7 protein-coding genes are annotated in these 17238 nt (G+C 45.0%); 6 read left to right on the top strand and 1 reads right to left on the bottom strand.

The genetic code is table 11. The features are described from left to right. Positions 1-80 precede the first annotated feature (80 nt). The 3 genes from CLV31_RS09475 (at position 81) to CLV31_RS09465 (ending at position 5927) form a co-directional block, all read left to right on the top strand. Positions 81-2474, top strand: coding sequence for an outer membrane beta-barrel family protein (locus tag CLV31_RS09475; RefSeq protein WP_111392658.1), 2394 nt, complete (start codon positions 81-83; stop codon positions 2472-2474). A 54-nt stretch (positions 2475-2528) separates the two neighbouring features. Next, a complete protein-coding gene (locus CLV31_RS09470) occupies positions 2529-4706 on the top strand; it encodes a DUF5916 domain-containing protein (RefSeq protein WP_111392657.1) in 2178 nt (725 codons plus the stop codon). Between the two features lie 165 nt (positions 4707-4871). Then, on the top strand, positions 4872-5927 hold the full coding sequence (locus CLV31_RS09465; protein WP_245943372.1) for a 6-bladed beta-propeller: 1056 nt from the start codon (positions 4872-4874) through the stop codon (positions 5925-5927). On the opposite strand, the gene CLV31_RS09460 is transcribed toward CLV31_RS09465, so the two are convergent. Next, on the bottom strand, positions 5908-8559 hold the full coding sequence (locus CLV31_RS09460) for a DUF5686 and carboxypeptidase regulatory-like domain-containing protein (protein ID WP_111392655.1): 2652 nt from the start codon (positions 8557-8559) through the stop codon (positions 5908-5910). The genes CLV31_RS09465 and CLV31_RS09460 overlap by 20 nt on opposite strands. A gap of 709 nt (positions 8560-9268) precedes the next feature. Here CLV31_RS09460 and CLV31_RS09455 point away from each other — a divergent pair. From CLV31_RS09455 to CLV31_RS09445, 3 genes are all read left to right on the top strand, one after another. Continuing rightward, positions 9269-12262, top strand: coding sequence for a SusC/RagA family TonB-linked outer membrane protein (locus CLV31_RS09455; RefSeq protein WP_111392654.1), 2994 nt, complete (start codon positions 9269-9271; stop codon positions 12260-12262). 19 nt (positions 12263-12281) lie between these two features. Then, positions 12282-13772: a RagB/SusD family nutrient uptake outer membrane protein gene (locus CLV31_RS09450; protein ID WP_111392653.1), complete on the top strand. Its 1491-nt coding sequence runs from the start codon at positions 12282-12284 to the stop codon at positions 13770-13772. A 129-nt stretch (positions 13773-13901) separates the two neighbouring features. After that, positions 13902-17189 (top strand): VCBS repeat-containing protein, encoded by a 3288-nt coding sequence (locus CLV31_RS09445; RefSeq protein WP_111392652.1) that lies wholly within the window; start codon positions 13902-13904, stop codon positions 17187-17189. Positions 17190-17238: the final 49 nt, after the last annotated feature.

Below are 17238 nucleotides of genomic sequence, written 5' to 3'. Positions count from 1 at the left end.
AGGGGGAAAATGTAAATTCCTTCTATTTTTCAGGCGATTAAGCAGGATTTATTCTGAATTAATCCAGTCCAGCCAAACCTATGAAGCTTAATTTCCAAAAATTCATTCTCCTTTTTGGGTTCATTCCACTGTATCTCGCCATGATCAATCCCGTTTTTGCTCAGCAAAGGGGAAGAATCAAAGGGGTGATTTTGGATAAAACCAGCACCGATCCCCTTCCCTTTGCTACCATAGGTGTATACACCGAAAAAGACAGCCTGGTGGGTGGAGGTATTTCTGACGAAAACGGAAAGTATCAGGTTGATCTTCCATTGGGGAAATTTTATGCCTTGGTGGAATTTATGGGTTATGAAGCAGTGAAAACTCCCGCTTTTTCACTGACAAGGGAGAATCCAATCCTAGACCTTGGCTCCCAAAGTCTTTCCACCACCGCTTCTGATCTCAATGAAGTAGTCGTGCAGGGAGAAAAAACCATCATGGAACTTTCGCTGGACAAGCGGATTTTCAATGTGGGAAAAGACCTCGCCAATGCCGGAGGAAATGCTTCTGACATTCTGATGAACCTGCCTTCTGTAGCTGTGGACCCGGAAGGAAATGTGCGGTTGAGAGGCTCCACCAATGTTAGAATTTTGATTGACGGGAAGCCATCCGGACTGGTCAGCTTCAAAGGCAGCAGCGGACTGAGGCAGCTTCCGGCCAATATGGTCGAGCGCGTGGAGGTCATCACCAATCCATCTGCCAGATATGAAGCAGAAGGGATGGCTGGAGTCATTAACATCATCCTGAAAAAAGACAGTAAACAAGGATTCAATGGCTCTTTTGAGGTCATCACGGGCTATCCGCTCAATTTAGGCTTTACCACCAATCTCAACTATCGCCACAAGCGGATCAACTGGTTTATTAACTATGGACTGTCCACCCGTCGGCAACCGGGAATCAGTGAACTGTACCAGGAAGTATACAATGAAGACGGGAGTACTTCCCTCCTTCTTCAAAACAATTCCCTGGACCTCAAAACGCTGAATAACAACCTCAGGGGTGGCTTGGATTATTACTTCAACGAAAACAGCATCCTGACGCTTTCTTACCTTTGGAGAAGAAGTGATGCCCATCGAATCTTGGATATCCGTTACGAAGATTACCTCAATACGACCAACAATTACCTGGGATACAGCCTTCGCCGTCAGGATGAAACAGAGGACGAACCCAATAAAGAAGCCATCATCAACTACAAGCGAAACTTTGGCAAAAAAGGGCACGAGCTGACTGCCTCCTTCACCTATTTGAACTATTGGGAGCGATCGGATCAGATCTACACCGAATATTCCTTCACTCCTCAAGGCACCGCTGTTCCGGCAAAAGATCTGGTTCAAACTTCCTTGAATGATGAATATGAAAATCAATATCTACTCCAAATGGACTATGTCAAACCCTTTGCGAGTAAAGGTAAATTCGAAACCGGCTTGAGAACCAGCTTCCGGGAAATGGAAAATGACTACCTCGTGCAGGAAAAAAATGAGTCGGGGGACTTTGTGACTATTCCCGGATTGGACAATATTTTTCTCTATGACGAAAATATCCTGGCAGCCTACGGGATTGTAGGAAATGAAACCGGCAAATGGAGCTATCAAGCCGGCCTGAGAGCAGAGCATACCGATGTCAATACCATCTTGGTGGAAACCAATGTCCAAAATCCCCGAAAATACACCAATCTCTTCCCAAGTGCACATTTGACTTATAATATTACGGAGGAGAACGCCTTCCAACTCAGCTACAGCCGAAGAGTGAGAAGACCTGTTTACAACGATCTGAGCCCCTATGTGACGCTGTCAGATCAACGAAATTTCTTCAGCGGAAATCCCGATTTGGACCCGGAATTTACCGATGCTTTTGAGTTGGGACACATCAAGTACTTCGACAGAGCCACGGTCTTCTCGACCGTCTATTTCCGAAACACCGTGGATAAAATCGAGCGAATCCGCCGGGTCAACGATAACGGATTCTCCGAAACAGCCCCTTTCAATCTGACTGGTGAAAAATCCTACGGGGTGGAATTCAGTGGAGATTACCGCCCTACAGAATGGTGGAAACTGGACTTCAATGCCAATTTCTTCCATGCACGCATCGATGCGAGCAATATCGGTCAGCCAGAAATCCGAACCACCTACTCTTGGTTATTCAGACAGACTTCCCGATTTACCTTTGGAAATGGATGGGATATTCAAGCCAGAGCAAATTATGAAGCCCGTCAACGAACCGCCCAGGGTGTACGGAAAGGAATCTTCTTCATGGACCTTTCGGCAAGCAAGCGGGTCCTTCAGGAAAGAGGGACTTTAATCCTTAACATTACGGATGTATTCAATACGCGAATCAACCGGTACATCACAGAGGGGTTTAACTTCCTCACCATCGGTGAATCCCAGATGATCCGGAGACAGACTAACCTTACCTTTGCTTATCGAATCAAGCAATAATCACCCAACCGGAAGCCCAGCTTCAAGGCCCTTCCCAAACAGATCACTCCCAGTATGCGTTTCTTTCTAGGTTTTATCGCCTATCTATTAGTTTGCTCGGTTGGTTTTGCCCAAAAAATCAATGCCTCCTATCGCCTGCACATCCAAAAAGCCAGCTCGGAAATTAGGGTGGACGGGGTGATGGATGAAAAAGCCTGGGAAGATGCCGAAGTGGCCACGGACTTTTTCATGATCACTCCGATGGATACCAGTTTTGCCAAAGTCAAGACAGATGTGCGGATGACCTATGATGACAAGCACCTCTATCTGATCGTCATCAACCATCATGCAGTAGATGGACCCTACATGGTCGAGTCGCTCCGTCGGGATTTTTCATTCGGAAAAAATGACAACTTTCTGCTCTTCATGGATCCCTTTGAAGATCTGACCAATGGATTTTCCTTTGGCGCAAATGCGGCAGGTGCCCAATGGGACGGGCAGATGTACAATGGTGGAGCTGTAGACCTGAGTTGGGATAATAAGTGGGTATCCAAAGTGAAAAACTACGAGGACAAATGGATTTTTGAAGCGGCGATCCCATTCAAATCCATCCGATACAAGAAAGGCATTACCGAATGGGGGATCAATTTTTCCCGACTGGATCTAAAAACCACGGAAAAATCCGGCTGGGCGCCTGTACCCCGACAGTTTCCATCTGCATCCCTTGCCTACACGGGCACCCTGGTGTGGGACAATCCTCCGCCTGATGCCGGAGCCAATATTTCTGTGATTCCTTATGTGTTGGGAGGTGTCAGCAAAAACCATCAGGCAGAAGGCAAGGAAGTCTATCGCCGGGAAGTTGGGGTGGATGCCAAAATTTCCCTCACCTCCTCCATGAATCTTGACTTGACGGTCAATCCGGATTTTTCCCAGGTCGAGGTGGATCGGCAAGTGACCAATTTGGATCGATTTGAACTCTTTTTCCCGGAGAGAAGACAGTTCTTTTTGGAAAACGGGGATCTTTTCGCAGGATTTGGCTATTCGACGATCCGGCCATTTTTCTCCCGAAGAATCGGCCTCAATGCGCCGATTCAATTTGGAGCCAGACTTAGTGGAAAGTTGAATAAAGACTGGAGAATCGGTGCGATGAATATGCAGACGGGTGAAGTAACTGAATCGGCTCTCCCCGCACAGAACTTCACCGTGATGGCCCTTCAGCGCCAAGTAGGAGCGAGATCCAATATCGGAGGGATATTGGTCAATAAACAATCCCTTCGATACGATCCTGATCAGGTGACAGACGGAAAACCCGTTTATGCTGAATTCAACCGAAATGTAGGCTTGGAATACAATCTAGCTTCAGCCAATAACCTGTGGACAGGAAAAGCCATGCTGCTCCAATCATTCGGACCTGAAAATATGGGTAGGGGATTGGTACATGCCGCCAATCTGAGATATGCCAGCGGCAACCTGACCTGGAACTGGCAACACGAGTATGTGTCTGAAAACTACACAGCCGAAGTGGGCTTTGTGCCTCGAAACGGGTTCTACCGAATCAGTCCCATGATCGGCTACCGCTGGTTTCCCAAAAGCGAGAAAATCTTGAGCCACGGTCCTGATTTCAACACATCAATTTTCTTCAACACCCGAGGAGAGCAGACGGACAACACCACATACGCGACATACAATGTTCGTTTTCGCAGCCAAAGCAATCTCTTGGGATGGGTGGCCTATGATTTTGTCAAGCTTCAGCGGCCCTTTGACCCAACCAATTTCTCAGGAAAATTTCTGGATTCCGGGACCGAACATACTTGGAATGCCTTTGGATTGGAGTACTCGAGCAAACCACAGTCCCTCTTTACCTACGCCTTCACCTCACGGGTGGGAGGATATTTTGCTGATGGGCAACGGTTCAATTTTACGACCGATTTTGGTTACCGATTCCAGCCTTATGTGAGTTTGGCCCTGAGTACCAATTTCAATCAGATCAATCTACCCCAACCTTGGGGGGATACCCGATTTTGGCTCGTCGGCCCACGGGTGGACGTGACCATGACCAATACGGTGTTTTTTACAGCCTTTGTTCAGTACAACGAACAGATCAATAATATTAACCTGAATACCCGGTTTCAATGGCGGTTTAAGCCTGCCTCCGATTTGTTTTTGGTCTACACTGACAATTACCTGCCCGCACCGTTTAATGTGAAGAATCGTTCAGTAGTGCTGAAATTTACCTATTGGTGGAATGTGTAGGCTGGGGTTTCCAGTTTTATACTTTCTTCTCGCGACTAAGTAATGACTTACCCTTGGGGTGGTTAAAAGGCCAAAGTTTACTGGGAAGAGCTGATTGTTAAAAAATTGTTGACTAAATCAAATATAGCCCACGATCAAAATTCACACATAAAACTAATCGTTTTATTGATCATATTTCTACAGAGTTGTGGGGAAAAAGAGAAAGCTTTTTCCTATGATTCTACTAAGATAATAGAAGTCAAGTCAGCCTTTTTGAAGGGCGATTCACCAGAATTTGATTTTGAATTACTCGACTCTATAAACCTTGAGGTTCCTGGAAACCCTCCCCTTACCTTAATCCAAGACTTGGTTTTTTCGCAAAACTTCTTCCTTCTTTTGGACAGAAAACAAGGCCTATTAAAATTTGACAACAACGGTATGGTTCTCTTGAAAATCGGAGAGTTTGGCGAGGGTCCAGATGAATATATTATGCCCTATGCGATTCACTTGGATGAAAAGGAAAATGTTGTCTTTGTGGCAGATTGGCAAAAAATGGTTATTCTGACATATAGCCTTGACGGAAAATTTGAATCAACAAGCAGGAAGCTTCCGGGTCATCCAATCTCTTTTTATAGCGATAATGATACCCTACTCATTGTTCAGGAGACAATAAATGGGACAAAAGAGTATTCTAGAGAGGTGATGATAAGCTCAATTGAACCCAATATCCTTGAAGTTAAAAACTGGGAAAGACCACTTTACAGCTACCATTCTAATTTCACAAATATCCATCCAATCCCCAGGATAATAAGTCGGGTAGGCAGTGTTCCCCTTTTTTATATGCCAATCATTCGGGGAGATATATCATCGCATAGTGACACGGATACGATTTTTAGAAAACAGGAGGGTCGATTGACCCCAGAATACCTACTTCATTTCATTGGATTTGACAACACAGTTCAACTGGGAATGTGGCAAGTGGTGATGTCAAATAGCCATGCGTTTTTACGAATTGTATATGACAATTCTTCCTATTTTATAGTAATTGATTTAGAAACCAATCGTCCCCTAATTCATTTAAGGAAATTATTTGATCAGGCGATGACAGATGAAATGATTCCAAGGCCTATTAAAGGAGATCGGTATTATTCCATTCTTAGAGATAGGGCGAATGGTTTGGAGAGAAATCCACGAATAGTGTTTTATCGTTTTCCGTTGGAAATCAATCAAAATTCACATTAAAAATGGTGGCGATTCCAAAGAGTGGCCTAGCGCGAAGGAATTGCCCATTCTCGAAGCCCGCAGCAAATTCCACCCGGAAAAAGCGGAACAGATTATCCAGTGAATATCCGATCTCCGTGTAATGAGGGGAGTTTTCGGTCTTGAGGTAATTGACAAAGACATTTTCCCTGACTCCTGAAAAACGAAGCATCGGTAGCTGGGTAAACAGGAATTTCCTGAACTGATAATGGGCTATCGCCGATACATACGTGCCTGATGTGCTGTATCGATAGTAGTCCATCACTCTGAAATTGGATGCGGCACCCATATTGGAAAATAAGGTTCGGTTGCCTCCAAAGTGCTTGAAGTCTTGGAAGAAAACCTGATTGGCATTTAGAAACGTGCCTCCGGTGACATTGAAGTCCAGCTTGCCACTCGCCGCAAATTTCACGGCATGTTGAATTGAGGTTTCGATTTGGTCAAAGTCTGCCGCAAAATCAGATCCCCACAAACCGGGCATTGCTTTTTGATACGTAAAAGTAATGAGGGGGGAGCGCTCATAATTGGGCGATTTTCGACCATTTCGGATGGTGTAGGACAAGCCGGGCCTCCATTCTACCGAACCATGAAGTTTGGCAATTCGGTGACTGAAAAATGCATCTTCTCGAGCCTCCACATTTTCCGGGCGATTGGAGGTATAGACTCTTTCGGGTTTGTTGTACATGCTGTAGTTGGAGGTATTCTCCAAGTTACGTCGCTCAGCCAGGGTGAAATTGACCCGGTAGGTCAATCCGTAATTGACCCGATGGGACCAATACGCACGGGCATATTCCTGCTCGTAAAGTTTCATGTAATTTTTGCGCACCAAAAGTGAGTAAGCAGCATTGACTTGCTCCTGGATCGGATCTTCAGCATTAAATTGATGGATAAACCTACCTCCTTCTATTCCCCAAGTCTGTCCGGAGGTAGGCTGGGTATGGGACCAGCGAAAATCAACTTTGGTGTATAAACGCTGACTGGAAAACCCATAGCGGAGTTCGGGCTCAATATTGAAGCTTTTTCTAAGCCGGCTGACCGAATCGGCCAGTTTGACTTCTTCGTATTTTCGATAAAAAAGAGCCATCCCCACTTTCCAGCCTTCCACGGTATTGAAGGAAAGCTTGGTCCAGTTTTCACGGAAACCCAACGAAACCCCTTTGCCAAAGCTGTAAGAGGCTCCGTTTAGAAAATCCAAGGGCTGATATTTTTTTCGGGCCCTTTTCGCGATGGAATCTACTTCACTGACTTTTGCCGCCTCAATCACCGCAAGGCTATCATCCCGTTTATAGCCTTCCAGTTCTTTCAGCGTGAGGGGTACCGGACGGATACTGTCCCAATAGCTTAGGCCCCGCTTTTTAGCCAGAGAATCCACGCTATAGCTTCGCTCGGAGATCACATCCCTTTTATCCTCCTCAACCTGTTCTTTGAGGACTTCTTTTTCATACTCATTGAGGAGCTTTCTATATTCTTTTCTGGTTTTGGGCTCTTCGCTTGCCAATTGCTCCAAGGCAGAAACCGATTTGGAAAACTTGGCTGCATTATCCGGAACTTCCTGGATTTTCTCGTCTATGATTTGGGGCTTGTAGGCGAGGTCGGGATTGAGGGTGACTTCATATTCACGGGTAGAAGCCAAATACTGAAACTCACCTGCAAAACCGAAGATTTTCCCACCAAAGGTATAGGTATGGGTCAAGGGCATCCATACATGATCGGCTACGGGGGCATATTGCTGTTTGGCACGGATCTGAAATCCGAAAAGGGAAGTTTTCAGGTCAAGACTATGGATCGCCCAAAGATCCTCGATGATGTAGATGTATCCTTCGAATACCCGCTCTCCCCTTGAACGTGGCGTCACCTTAATTTTGCTGACCATCACATTCTGGTCAAAAAAACTTCCTTCGTATTTGAATTGATAGTATTGAAAGGCATATCGGGAAAGTGGGGAGACAATCTCATTGATCTGATCCTGATAAAAAGAAGTCTGAATATAGGGTGCCGGAGAGGTACCTTGATTGTCTCCGTTGGTTCGGATCGAAATTACTTTTTCCTCCACTTTGTCCGGAAGAGTAAAAGTAATTCTCGATACAGATTCTGAGGTATATGCCTCATTCAGCTTGAGCCCTTCTTCTTCCAGCTTTTTCTTGAGGAAAAAAGGAGCGTCTGTGAGTTGTCCGGTACCTTTTAAGTACACGGTCATCGCATACTTCTGAAGCTGGAGACGATGGTATTTCGCCTTGGCAATGGCCTTGCGCATAATCGTCAGTGCCGGGTCTTCAGCGCCAGCCCTGACCTCTACCTCCCTTAAGTTGTAGATCTGTGGTTCCAGGATGAAATTCAGATCTACCCAGGAGGATTCAATCTGCACCGTCTGAATTTGGGATTTGTATCCTAAATATTGAACGACCACATCATAGAAGCCGGGTTTCAGCTTAAATTCATAAAGACCGTTTTCATTGGTGGGCACACCATCTTCCAGATTTCGGATAAAAACAGAAGCATAAGCCAAAGGCTCCCCTTCTTGGGTCGATACTTTTCCACGGATTCCCTGTCCATTGGCCATGAAAAAGGAGGCAGAAATCACAAGTGTCAATGCGAGACGAAGAATCCTTGTCATAAAAGTGGTCTAGGAGGTCTTTTCAAAGATGAGTAAAGGTAGGATTTGGTTGCTTTTGCCGATTTTCAAAAAAGAAAACTACGCCACCATTTAAGAAAATATAAGAAATGGAAAGTCCTTTCGGAACAACTGTTCCCCAGTTTCAACAGACATCCTTGAAAGTCGGCTTTAAAATGTAGCCATCCACAGGATTCTAAAACAACCCATTAAACGAACTGCACAAATTAACATGCCCTGAAAACACAGATCCGCTATGGATACAATACTCATGATTACCGAACTTTCTTATATAGTATTAAATAGCGTAATAGCTATAATAAATGAAAAAAATAGAAACTTGATCAGGATTATGGAACAAGACCTTAAAAGAGAAATATCTCTAAGGCGAAAGACTTTTTTAATTTTTTCATAGATGTCCAAAACGGGTCCAAACGCCACAATTTTTTTAACCCTAAATTTTCATATAATTAATAAAAATTGATTTTTTTAATTATCCATAAATGGAAAACGTTTTCCATTAAATTATTAACACATAAAACACTAAATCATTAATTTTTTGTTAAAATAAAGATTATTCTGTTGGAAAGGTATTTTTTGAACCGCTTAGGTGGCATTTGTTAAGATTTGCAAAATCAAATTCCTTGGGTCACATTAGGCTTGAAATTAAGTACTCATACCTATTTCGCTTTTTAAAAAAACAACAAACCCTATGAGAAATTATTTACCAAAGCTCAAGTCATTGATGCTTGCTATGGCGCTCTTCATGGGAGCAGCCATCGGTGTCAATGCCCAAAACCGAACCATCTCAGGAACAGTCCTGGATGCGTCGCTTGGAGACCCTGTTCCGGGTGCAACGGTACTCGTGAAAGGTACCACCCGAGGTACTGCCACTGATTTGGACGGTAAATTTACCCTCCCGCTTCAGGCCGGCGATCAAGTATTGGTGATATCCTTCGTGGGATATCTGACACAAGAAGTGGAAATCGGCAACCAGTCTACCATCACTATCAATCTTCAGGAGGACATTCAAAGCCTTCAGGAAGCCGTGGTTATCGGATACGGTTCGCAGGACAAAAAGGAAATCACTTCTGCGGTAGTCGGAGTAAAGCCTGACGATTTCAACCGAGGTAACGTATCCAACCCAACCCAATTGCTTCAGGGTAAGGTAGCCGGTCTATCCATTACCAGACCGGGAGGTAACCCCAATGCTGGATTCAACATCCGATTGAGAGGTCTTTCTACCTTCGGTGCCAACTCCTCTCCTTTGATCGTATTGGACGGGGTAATCGGTGCTTCCTTGGAAAACGTGGACCCGAATGACATCCAGTCCATCGACGTGTTGAAGGACGGTTCAGCTGCCGCCATCTACGGCGCCAGAGGTTCTTCCGGTGTTATTTTGATCACTACCACCAAGCAAGGCAAAAAAGAAGGTGTGACCAACGTGACAATCAACACCTTTGGTACCATGGACCGTGCAGCGAATCTGATTCCTATTCTTTCTGCGGAAGAATTCGTAGCCAGAGGGGGTACAGATTTTGGTGCCCGCACCGATTGGAGAGAAGAGTTGATCTCTGATGCCTTTTCTTACACCACCAACGCCAGTGTGTCAGGCAGCTTCGGCAACACCAGCTACATGGGTTCTGTCAACTATCGAAATAATAACGGTATTGTGGATGGGGTAGGAAATGAGCGATTGAACACCCGTCTGAACCTTTCTCAGGGAGCTTTGAACAACAGATTGAGATTCAACATCAACTTGTCATTTACCAATGTAGACTCCGAGGAAATCAATGGCGCAGCTTTCAGATATGCGACCATTTACAACCCAACTGCACCGATTTTTGCAGAAAATACTCAGGACTCAAGAGATTTTGGAGGTTATTTCCAGCGAGATTTGTTTGATTTCTTCAACCCTGTCGCGTTGGCCAGACAGCAGCGATTCGTAGGGGAAACAAAAACCGCCCTGACATCCTACAGAGCTGAATTTGACATCCTTCCCAACTTGACACTATCAGCACAGTATTCTCAAGACAGAAGAAATACGCTTTCCGGTGGTTTCTGGTCTTTGAATGATTTCCAAGTGGGTATTGGATCTCAGGGTTCTGCTGAAAGAAACACGTTCGACAGAAGTCAAAGAATTTTTGAGTCTACCCTACGATACGAAACAGACCTTTCTGATAAATTGAACATGACTTTATTGGGAGGTGTGGGAACTCAATTTACCACTAACCAAGGTTTCAATGCCCGAGTAAGACAGTTCCTTTTCGATTCGGGATGGAACAACTTAGGCGCTGGTGCTATCCGATTGGGTAACAACACCAACGTTTCTTCCTTCGCAAACCAAGATCAGCTAAACTCTGCTTTTGGTAGAGCGAATTTTAATTGGGACAACACCTTCTTCGTGTCCGCCTCTGTAAGAGCTGAAACTTACTCAGGATTTGGCGCCAATAACCAGACAGGTGTATTTCCTGCGTTCTCTGTTGGCTCGGACTTTACCCAACTTTTCGACATGGGCGTGTTCAATCAATTCAAGCCAAGAGTCTCCTATGGGGTGACCGGTAACCTTCCCCCATCTCCAACCTTGGCCTTGGGTGTGTTTGGCAATGGTAACCGAATTGATTTGGACGGGGATCCACTTACTCAAAACGACATCTTTGTCGGAATCAACCAATTCTCCAATCCAAACAGAGATCTGAAATGGGAAACTAAAAAAGAATTCAACGTGGGGATCGATTTCGGATTGTTCAATGGAAAAGTGAATGGTAGCGTAGATTACTACACCAGAAACATTTCTGACTTGTTGTTTAACGTGCCTGTTGCAACAGGTGCTCCTAACCCCTTTGATCCGGGACGATTCAACACAGCTTCTTCTACTTGGGTCAACTTGGCCGATTTGAGAGCTGCTGGTTTTGAATTCGCAATCGGTGTAAATCAAATCGGAAAAGGAGCGTTGAAGTGGACACCAAATTTCAACTTCACCATTTATGACAAAACGACCATCGAAAGCTTGTCGGCAGGTGATCTTGGTTTTGATGAATTGAGATTTGCTACTCCTGGTTCTCCGGGACAAAACAACAACCCCATCATCTACAACCGTGTAGGTCAGACTTTGGGTGATTTCTATGGTCCAAGACTTTTGGGATATACTGAATCAGGCCAATACATCCTTTCTACCACAGACCCTAACGAATTCGAAAGATTGGGTAATGGTCTTCCTAAAGGTGAATTTGGTTTTGCAAACAGCTTTATGTACGGACAGTGGACGTTGAATGTCTTCTTAAGAGGGGCTTGGGGTCATGACCTATACAACTCCTACAGAGGCTTCTATGAAAATGCTGATGCTGCGTCTAACACCTGGAACTCTGTAATTACCAGCAAGACTCCAACCAGTCCACTGGTAACTTCTACGCCAACCTTCAACAGTTCCTATATTGAGGATGCTTCATTTATCCGCTTGGACAACATGGAATTGGGTTACAATTTTAAAACCAAATCTCCTAACCTCAGTTCTTTAAGAATGTATTTCGCTGCTCAAAACCTGTTTACGATCACCAATTATACCGGTATCGATCCAGAGGTGAGAATCAATGATCAGGAAAACGGGGATGGTTTTACTACTTCTCTTTCTCCGGGTATCGAGCGTAGAAATACCTACTTCCAGACTCGTTCATTCACGTTGGGAGTAACTGTCAACTTCAAATAACCAATCAAATTCTACAGATATGTTTAAATCTATTCGTAAAATCGGTTTAGTGCTTCCCTTGGTCTTCGCCATGGGTGCATGTCAGGAGCTGGAGCAGGAGGTATTGGATGGGGTTACAGCTGAGGATGTTGCCAACAGCAAAAATCCGAATTTGATTGCCGTTCTTAAAGCTTCTGCTTACGCAAGAATCGTGGGCTCCTGGGGAGGCCACAATAGCATCTGGTCCATTCATGAAGTTTCTTCAGATGAGATGGCAATCCCTCAAAAAGGTGCCGACTGGGAAGATGGTGGTCTATGGCTTAGAATGCACAGACACACTTGGCAGCCTTCAGATGAGGCTTTCAACAACTCTTGGAACTATTGCTACACTGCCGTGGGTGAAATCAACAACCTGTTGATCCAATATCCTGAAGTAGAGGCATTGGGCGCTGAGCTGAAGGTTTTGAGAGCTTTGGTGTATCTATGGCTCATCGACTCGTTTGGAAATGTTCCGATCGTGACTGAAGAATCCACCGGAGGTAATCCGACCAACAATACACGTACAGAGGTTTTCACCTTCATCGAAAACTCCATTCTGGAAAACATAAATCTCCTTCCAGAGACTTCGTCTAAGTATACCCTTAACAAAACCTCTGCGAAGGCAATTTTGGCTAAGCTTTACCTCAATGCACAAGTGTACACCGGTACACCGCGTTGGGCTGATGCAGAGCGCTTGGCCGATGAGGTGATCAACAGCGGTCAGTATTCCTTGACTTCCAATTTCTTTGCAAACTTCTCTGAAAGAAATTCCGGCTCTACTGAGAATATCCTGACCCTGCCTTATGACCAAAACAACGCAGGCGGGTTTAATCTTCCGCAGATGACCCTTCACTACCTGAGTCAAAACACCTACAACTTACAAGAGCAGCCTTGGAACGGATATGCCTCTTTGGAGGAGTTTTACAACAGCTTTGACAACAATGATGTTCGTAAAAACTCATTCTTGGTGGGACCTCAGTTTGCTTCTGATGGAACTAGACTTAATGACATCTCGGCAGAACCAAATGATCCTGATGGACCACCATTGACCTTCACTCCTCAGATCAATCAACTTGCACCCAATGCCTTTAGACAAGCCGGTGCCAGAGTGGGTAAATTTGAATTCGCGCTTGGTGCAGCTTCGAGCTTGAACAACGACTATCCACTGATCCGATTGGGTGATATCATCCTCATCAAAGCTGAAGCAGCTCTTCGTCAGGGCAAAACCGCTATTGCACTAGCTGCTGCAAATCAGATCAGAACCCGCGCAGGTATGCCAGCATACACTACCCTTACTTTGGACGAATTGTACAATGAAAGAGGCCGTGAGATGTTTGCTGAGGCGAGCAGAAGAACTGATGCCATCCGATTTGGAAAGTGGAATTTGCCATGGTGGGAAAAACAAGCTTCTCAACCATTCAGAGCCTTGTTCCCGATTCCTTTGCAGCAGATCAATGCCAACCCTAACTTGAGACAAAATCCAGGTTATTAATCTGACTTGACCCAATGATAAAAGGAAGTGTGCCTTGGTACACTTCCTTTTTTTTCTGGAAGGTCTGGGTAAATTTGAGTTAAACCTGGCAGGTCATGAAAGACCTGCCAGGTTTTTTAGCCATCATCTGTGAAAATCAACAGGACAATCTTTCTCAGTTTTTTAATTCTCTTTTCCTGCGGAAAAAAGAAACAGGAACCCTCTGCCCTTTTCAAACTTCTGGACGAGGAGTACACCGGAATAAAATTCAGGAATGACCTTACTTACACCGAGAAAGTAAATCCCTATACTTTTCGCAATTTTTACAACGGGGCGGGAGTGGCCATCGGAGACATCAACAATGATGGGCTTCCTGATCTATTTTTTGCGGGGAATCAAACCTCGAACAAACTCTACCTCAATGAGGGAAATCTCCAATTCAAAGACATTACCGATACGGCCGGACTCAATTCAGAAGGTTATTGGTCGACTGGAGTAAGTATGGCGGATGTCAATGGGGACGGCCTTCTGGATATTTATGTTTGCAAATCCGGTCCGATGGAAGGTGACCGTAGACACAATGAATTATTCATCAATAACGGCGATCTCACTTTTACCGAAAAATCCAAGGAATACGGCCTGGCAGAAATTGGCCTCAGCCAACACGCGGTGTTTTTTGATTATGACATGGACGGGGATTTGGACATGTACCTCCTGAGCAATTCCGGACGTTCGGTGGGGGTGTATGACCTTAGGGAAGGACAACGGGAAATCCGCGATCCTGAAGGAGGAAATAAGCTTTTCAGAAATGATGGAGATAAGTTTACGGACGTTTCCGAGGAGGCAGGGATCTATGGTAGTGCCATAGGCTATGGTCTCGGAGTGACGGTGGCCGACTTGAATCAAGACAATTGGCCAGACCTGTATGTTTCCAATGACTTTTTTGAACGGGATTACCTCTACCTGAACAATCAGGATGGAACATTTTCTGAAGTCCTGCCTGAAATTCTCCCTGAAATCAGCATGGGAAGCATGGGGGCTGACATCGCTGATCTGGACAATGACGCGTTGCCGGATATTTTTGTCACAGAAATGCTCCCAATAGACCTGGCAAGGGTCAAAACCAAAACACCATTTGAAGATTGGGACAAGTATCAGGCGAGTGCCAAAGCCGGTTATCACCACCAATTCACGCGAAATACACTTCAACGTCATCTGGGTTTCAGACCGGGGACATCTATTCCGGTCTTTTCCGAAGTGGGCCGCCTTGCTGGAGTAGAAGCTACCGATTGGAGTTGGGGAGCCTTAATCTTTGATGCAGATAATGACGGACTCAAAGACATTTTCGTAGCCAACGGCATAGTCAAGGACTTGACCGATTTTGACTTTGTAGACTTCTACGCCAACAATCAGGAACAAATAGCTTCTTTCCGAAAGGACTCCGTGTTGGTAACCAAAATGATTGATGCTTTCCCGTCAATCCCTCAACGCAACTTTTTTTTTAAGAATAAAAGCGAATGGCAATTTGAAAATCAGGCTGAATGGTCGGGATTGGACCAATTTACCTTCAGTACCGGTTCAGCTTATGGAGACCTCGACAACGATGGGGATTTGGACTTGGTGGTCAATAACTTGAACGAACGAGCCTTTGTCTATCAAAATACCGCTACCGAATCCCAACAGGGAAATTACCTCACGCTGGATTTAGGAAAAGCCTTTGGAGCTAAGGTTACTGCCTATTCGGGAAACCAAACCTTTTATCAGGAATACCATCCCGTCAAAGGATACATGTCTTCCGTGGACACCAAAATTCATTTTGGCTTGGGATCAAATTCTCAATTGGATTCGCTTGTGATTCGTTGGCCTGTCGGGACGGTCACGACTTTGAACTCTGTCAAAGCCAACCAACACCTCAAGCTTTTCCCCGAACAAGAAGCCGTCAATCAACAACCTCCAGTTTTTGTCGACACTTCACTTTTCGTGCAAAGTGACTACCAGATTCCATTCAAACATCAGGAAAGCGATTTTATAGATTTTGACCGGGACCGACTTCGGTTTTGGATGGTGAGTAATGAAGGACCAAATGCCATCCAGGCAGACGTCAACGGCGACGGATTAGAAGATGTGTTTGTACCCGGTGCCAAAGGACAAGCTTCTGCGCTTTTCCTGCAGCATTCATCAGGCAAGTTCTCGGAAGTTCAACCGGCACTTTTTGCAGAAGATAGCCTTGCCGAGGACGTCAGCGGGCACTTCTTTGACGCAAACGGCGATGGGCACCTGGATTTGATGGTGGCAAGTGGAGGAATCGAGTTTTCAAACTTCGCCGGTACCTACACCGACAGGCTGTATCTCAATGACGGAAAAGGAAAATTCACAAAATCGACTCAGGTCTTTTCCTATTCGCCAACATCCTTTATTCTGTCGTTGGACTTGGATAAGGATGGAGATTTGGATCTCCTCATAGGCAGCCGATGTATGCCGTTCGATTATGGCATTCCTGCAGGTTTACAGGTCTGGCAAAATGACGGAAAAGGAAACTTTATCGAAATTACTAACCATATCCATCCCGAATTTTCCCAATTGGGCATGCTGACTGCCGGCGCTTTAGCGGATTTGGATGGGGATGGCCATACAGAACTGATCGTAACCGGAGAATGGATGCCCATTCGGATTTTTTCTTATGCTGAAGGGAAGTTTTTGGAAAAAACAGCAGATTTTGGATTCTCAGATTCCCGTGGGCTTTGGAACTGCCTTTTAGTCACCGATATCAACGGGGACGGAAAAGCAGATATTCTGGCAGGAAATCAGGGGCTAAATTCCAGATTAAGGACGGACTCCTCATCCCAATTGCAGATGATCGTCAATGACTTTGACCAAAACGGAGCCTTGGATCATATCCTGTCGAAATATGAGAATCAAAAAACAGTTCCGTTGGTGCTCAAGCCTGCCCTACTCCGACAAATCCCCTCCCTTAAAAAGCAGCTCCTGACTTATGAATCCTATCAAAACAAGCACCTGGAGGACCTTTTCCCTCAAGCTGTTTGGTCAAAATCCTTAACTTTAAAGGCCGAAAAGCTGGAAACCAGCCTTTGGATCAATAACGGAAGTGGAGCCTTCAGACTTGCTTCATTACCTGTCGAGATTCAATACGCTCCGGTTTATGCTATCCAAGTCATTCCGGGTAAATCAGGACTCCCCTATCTGATCTTTGGAGGAAATCAAAGTCGAATTAAGCCTGAGCTTGGCTCTCAACTTGGGAGTTATGGATGGGTACTGGAACCAACCTCCAACCAAAATTGGAAAGCACTGAAACCCCAAGAAAGCGGATTCTTTGTGCCCGGAGAAGTCAGAAGCATCCTCTCTATGGAAATCGAAAACAAACCCAACTTAGTCGTATTTAGAAATAATGAAACACCGATCGTTTTTACCATTCGCTAGTATTCTTTTGCTAATCACGACCCTGGCTTGTCAGTCACCCTACCAAAAA

It is taken from the genome of Algoriphagus aquaeductus, assembly GCF_003253485.1.
Lineage (GTDB): Bacteria > Bacteroidota > Bacteroidia > Cytophagales > Cyclobacteriaceae > Algoriphagus > Algoriphagus aquaeductus.
This window is presented reverse-complemented; position numbering and strand designations above follow the sequence as displayed.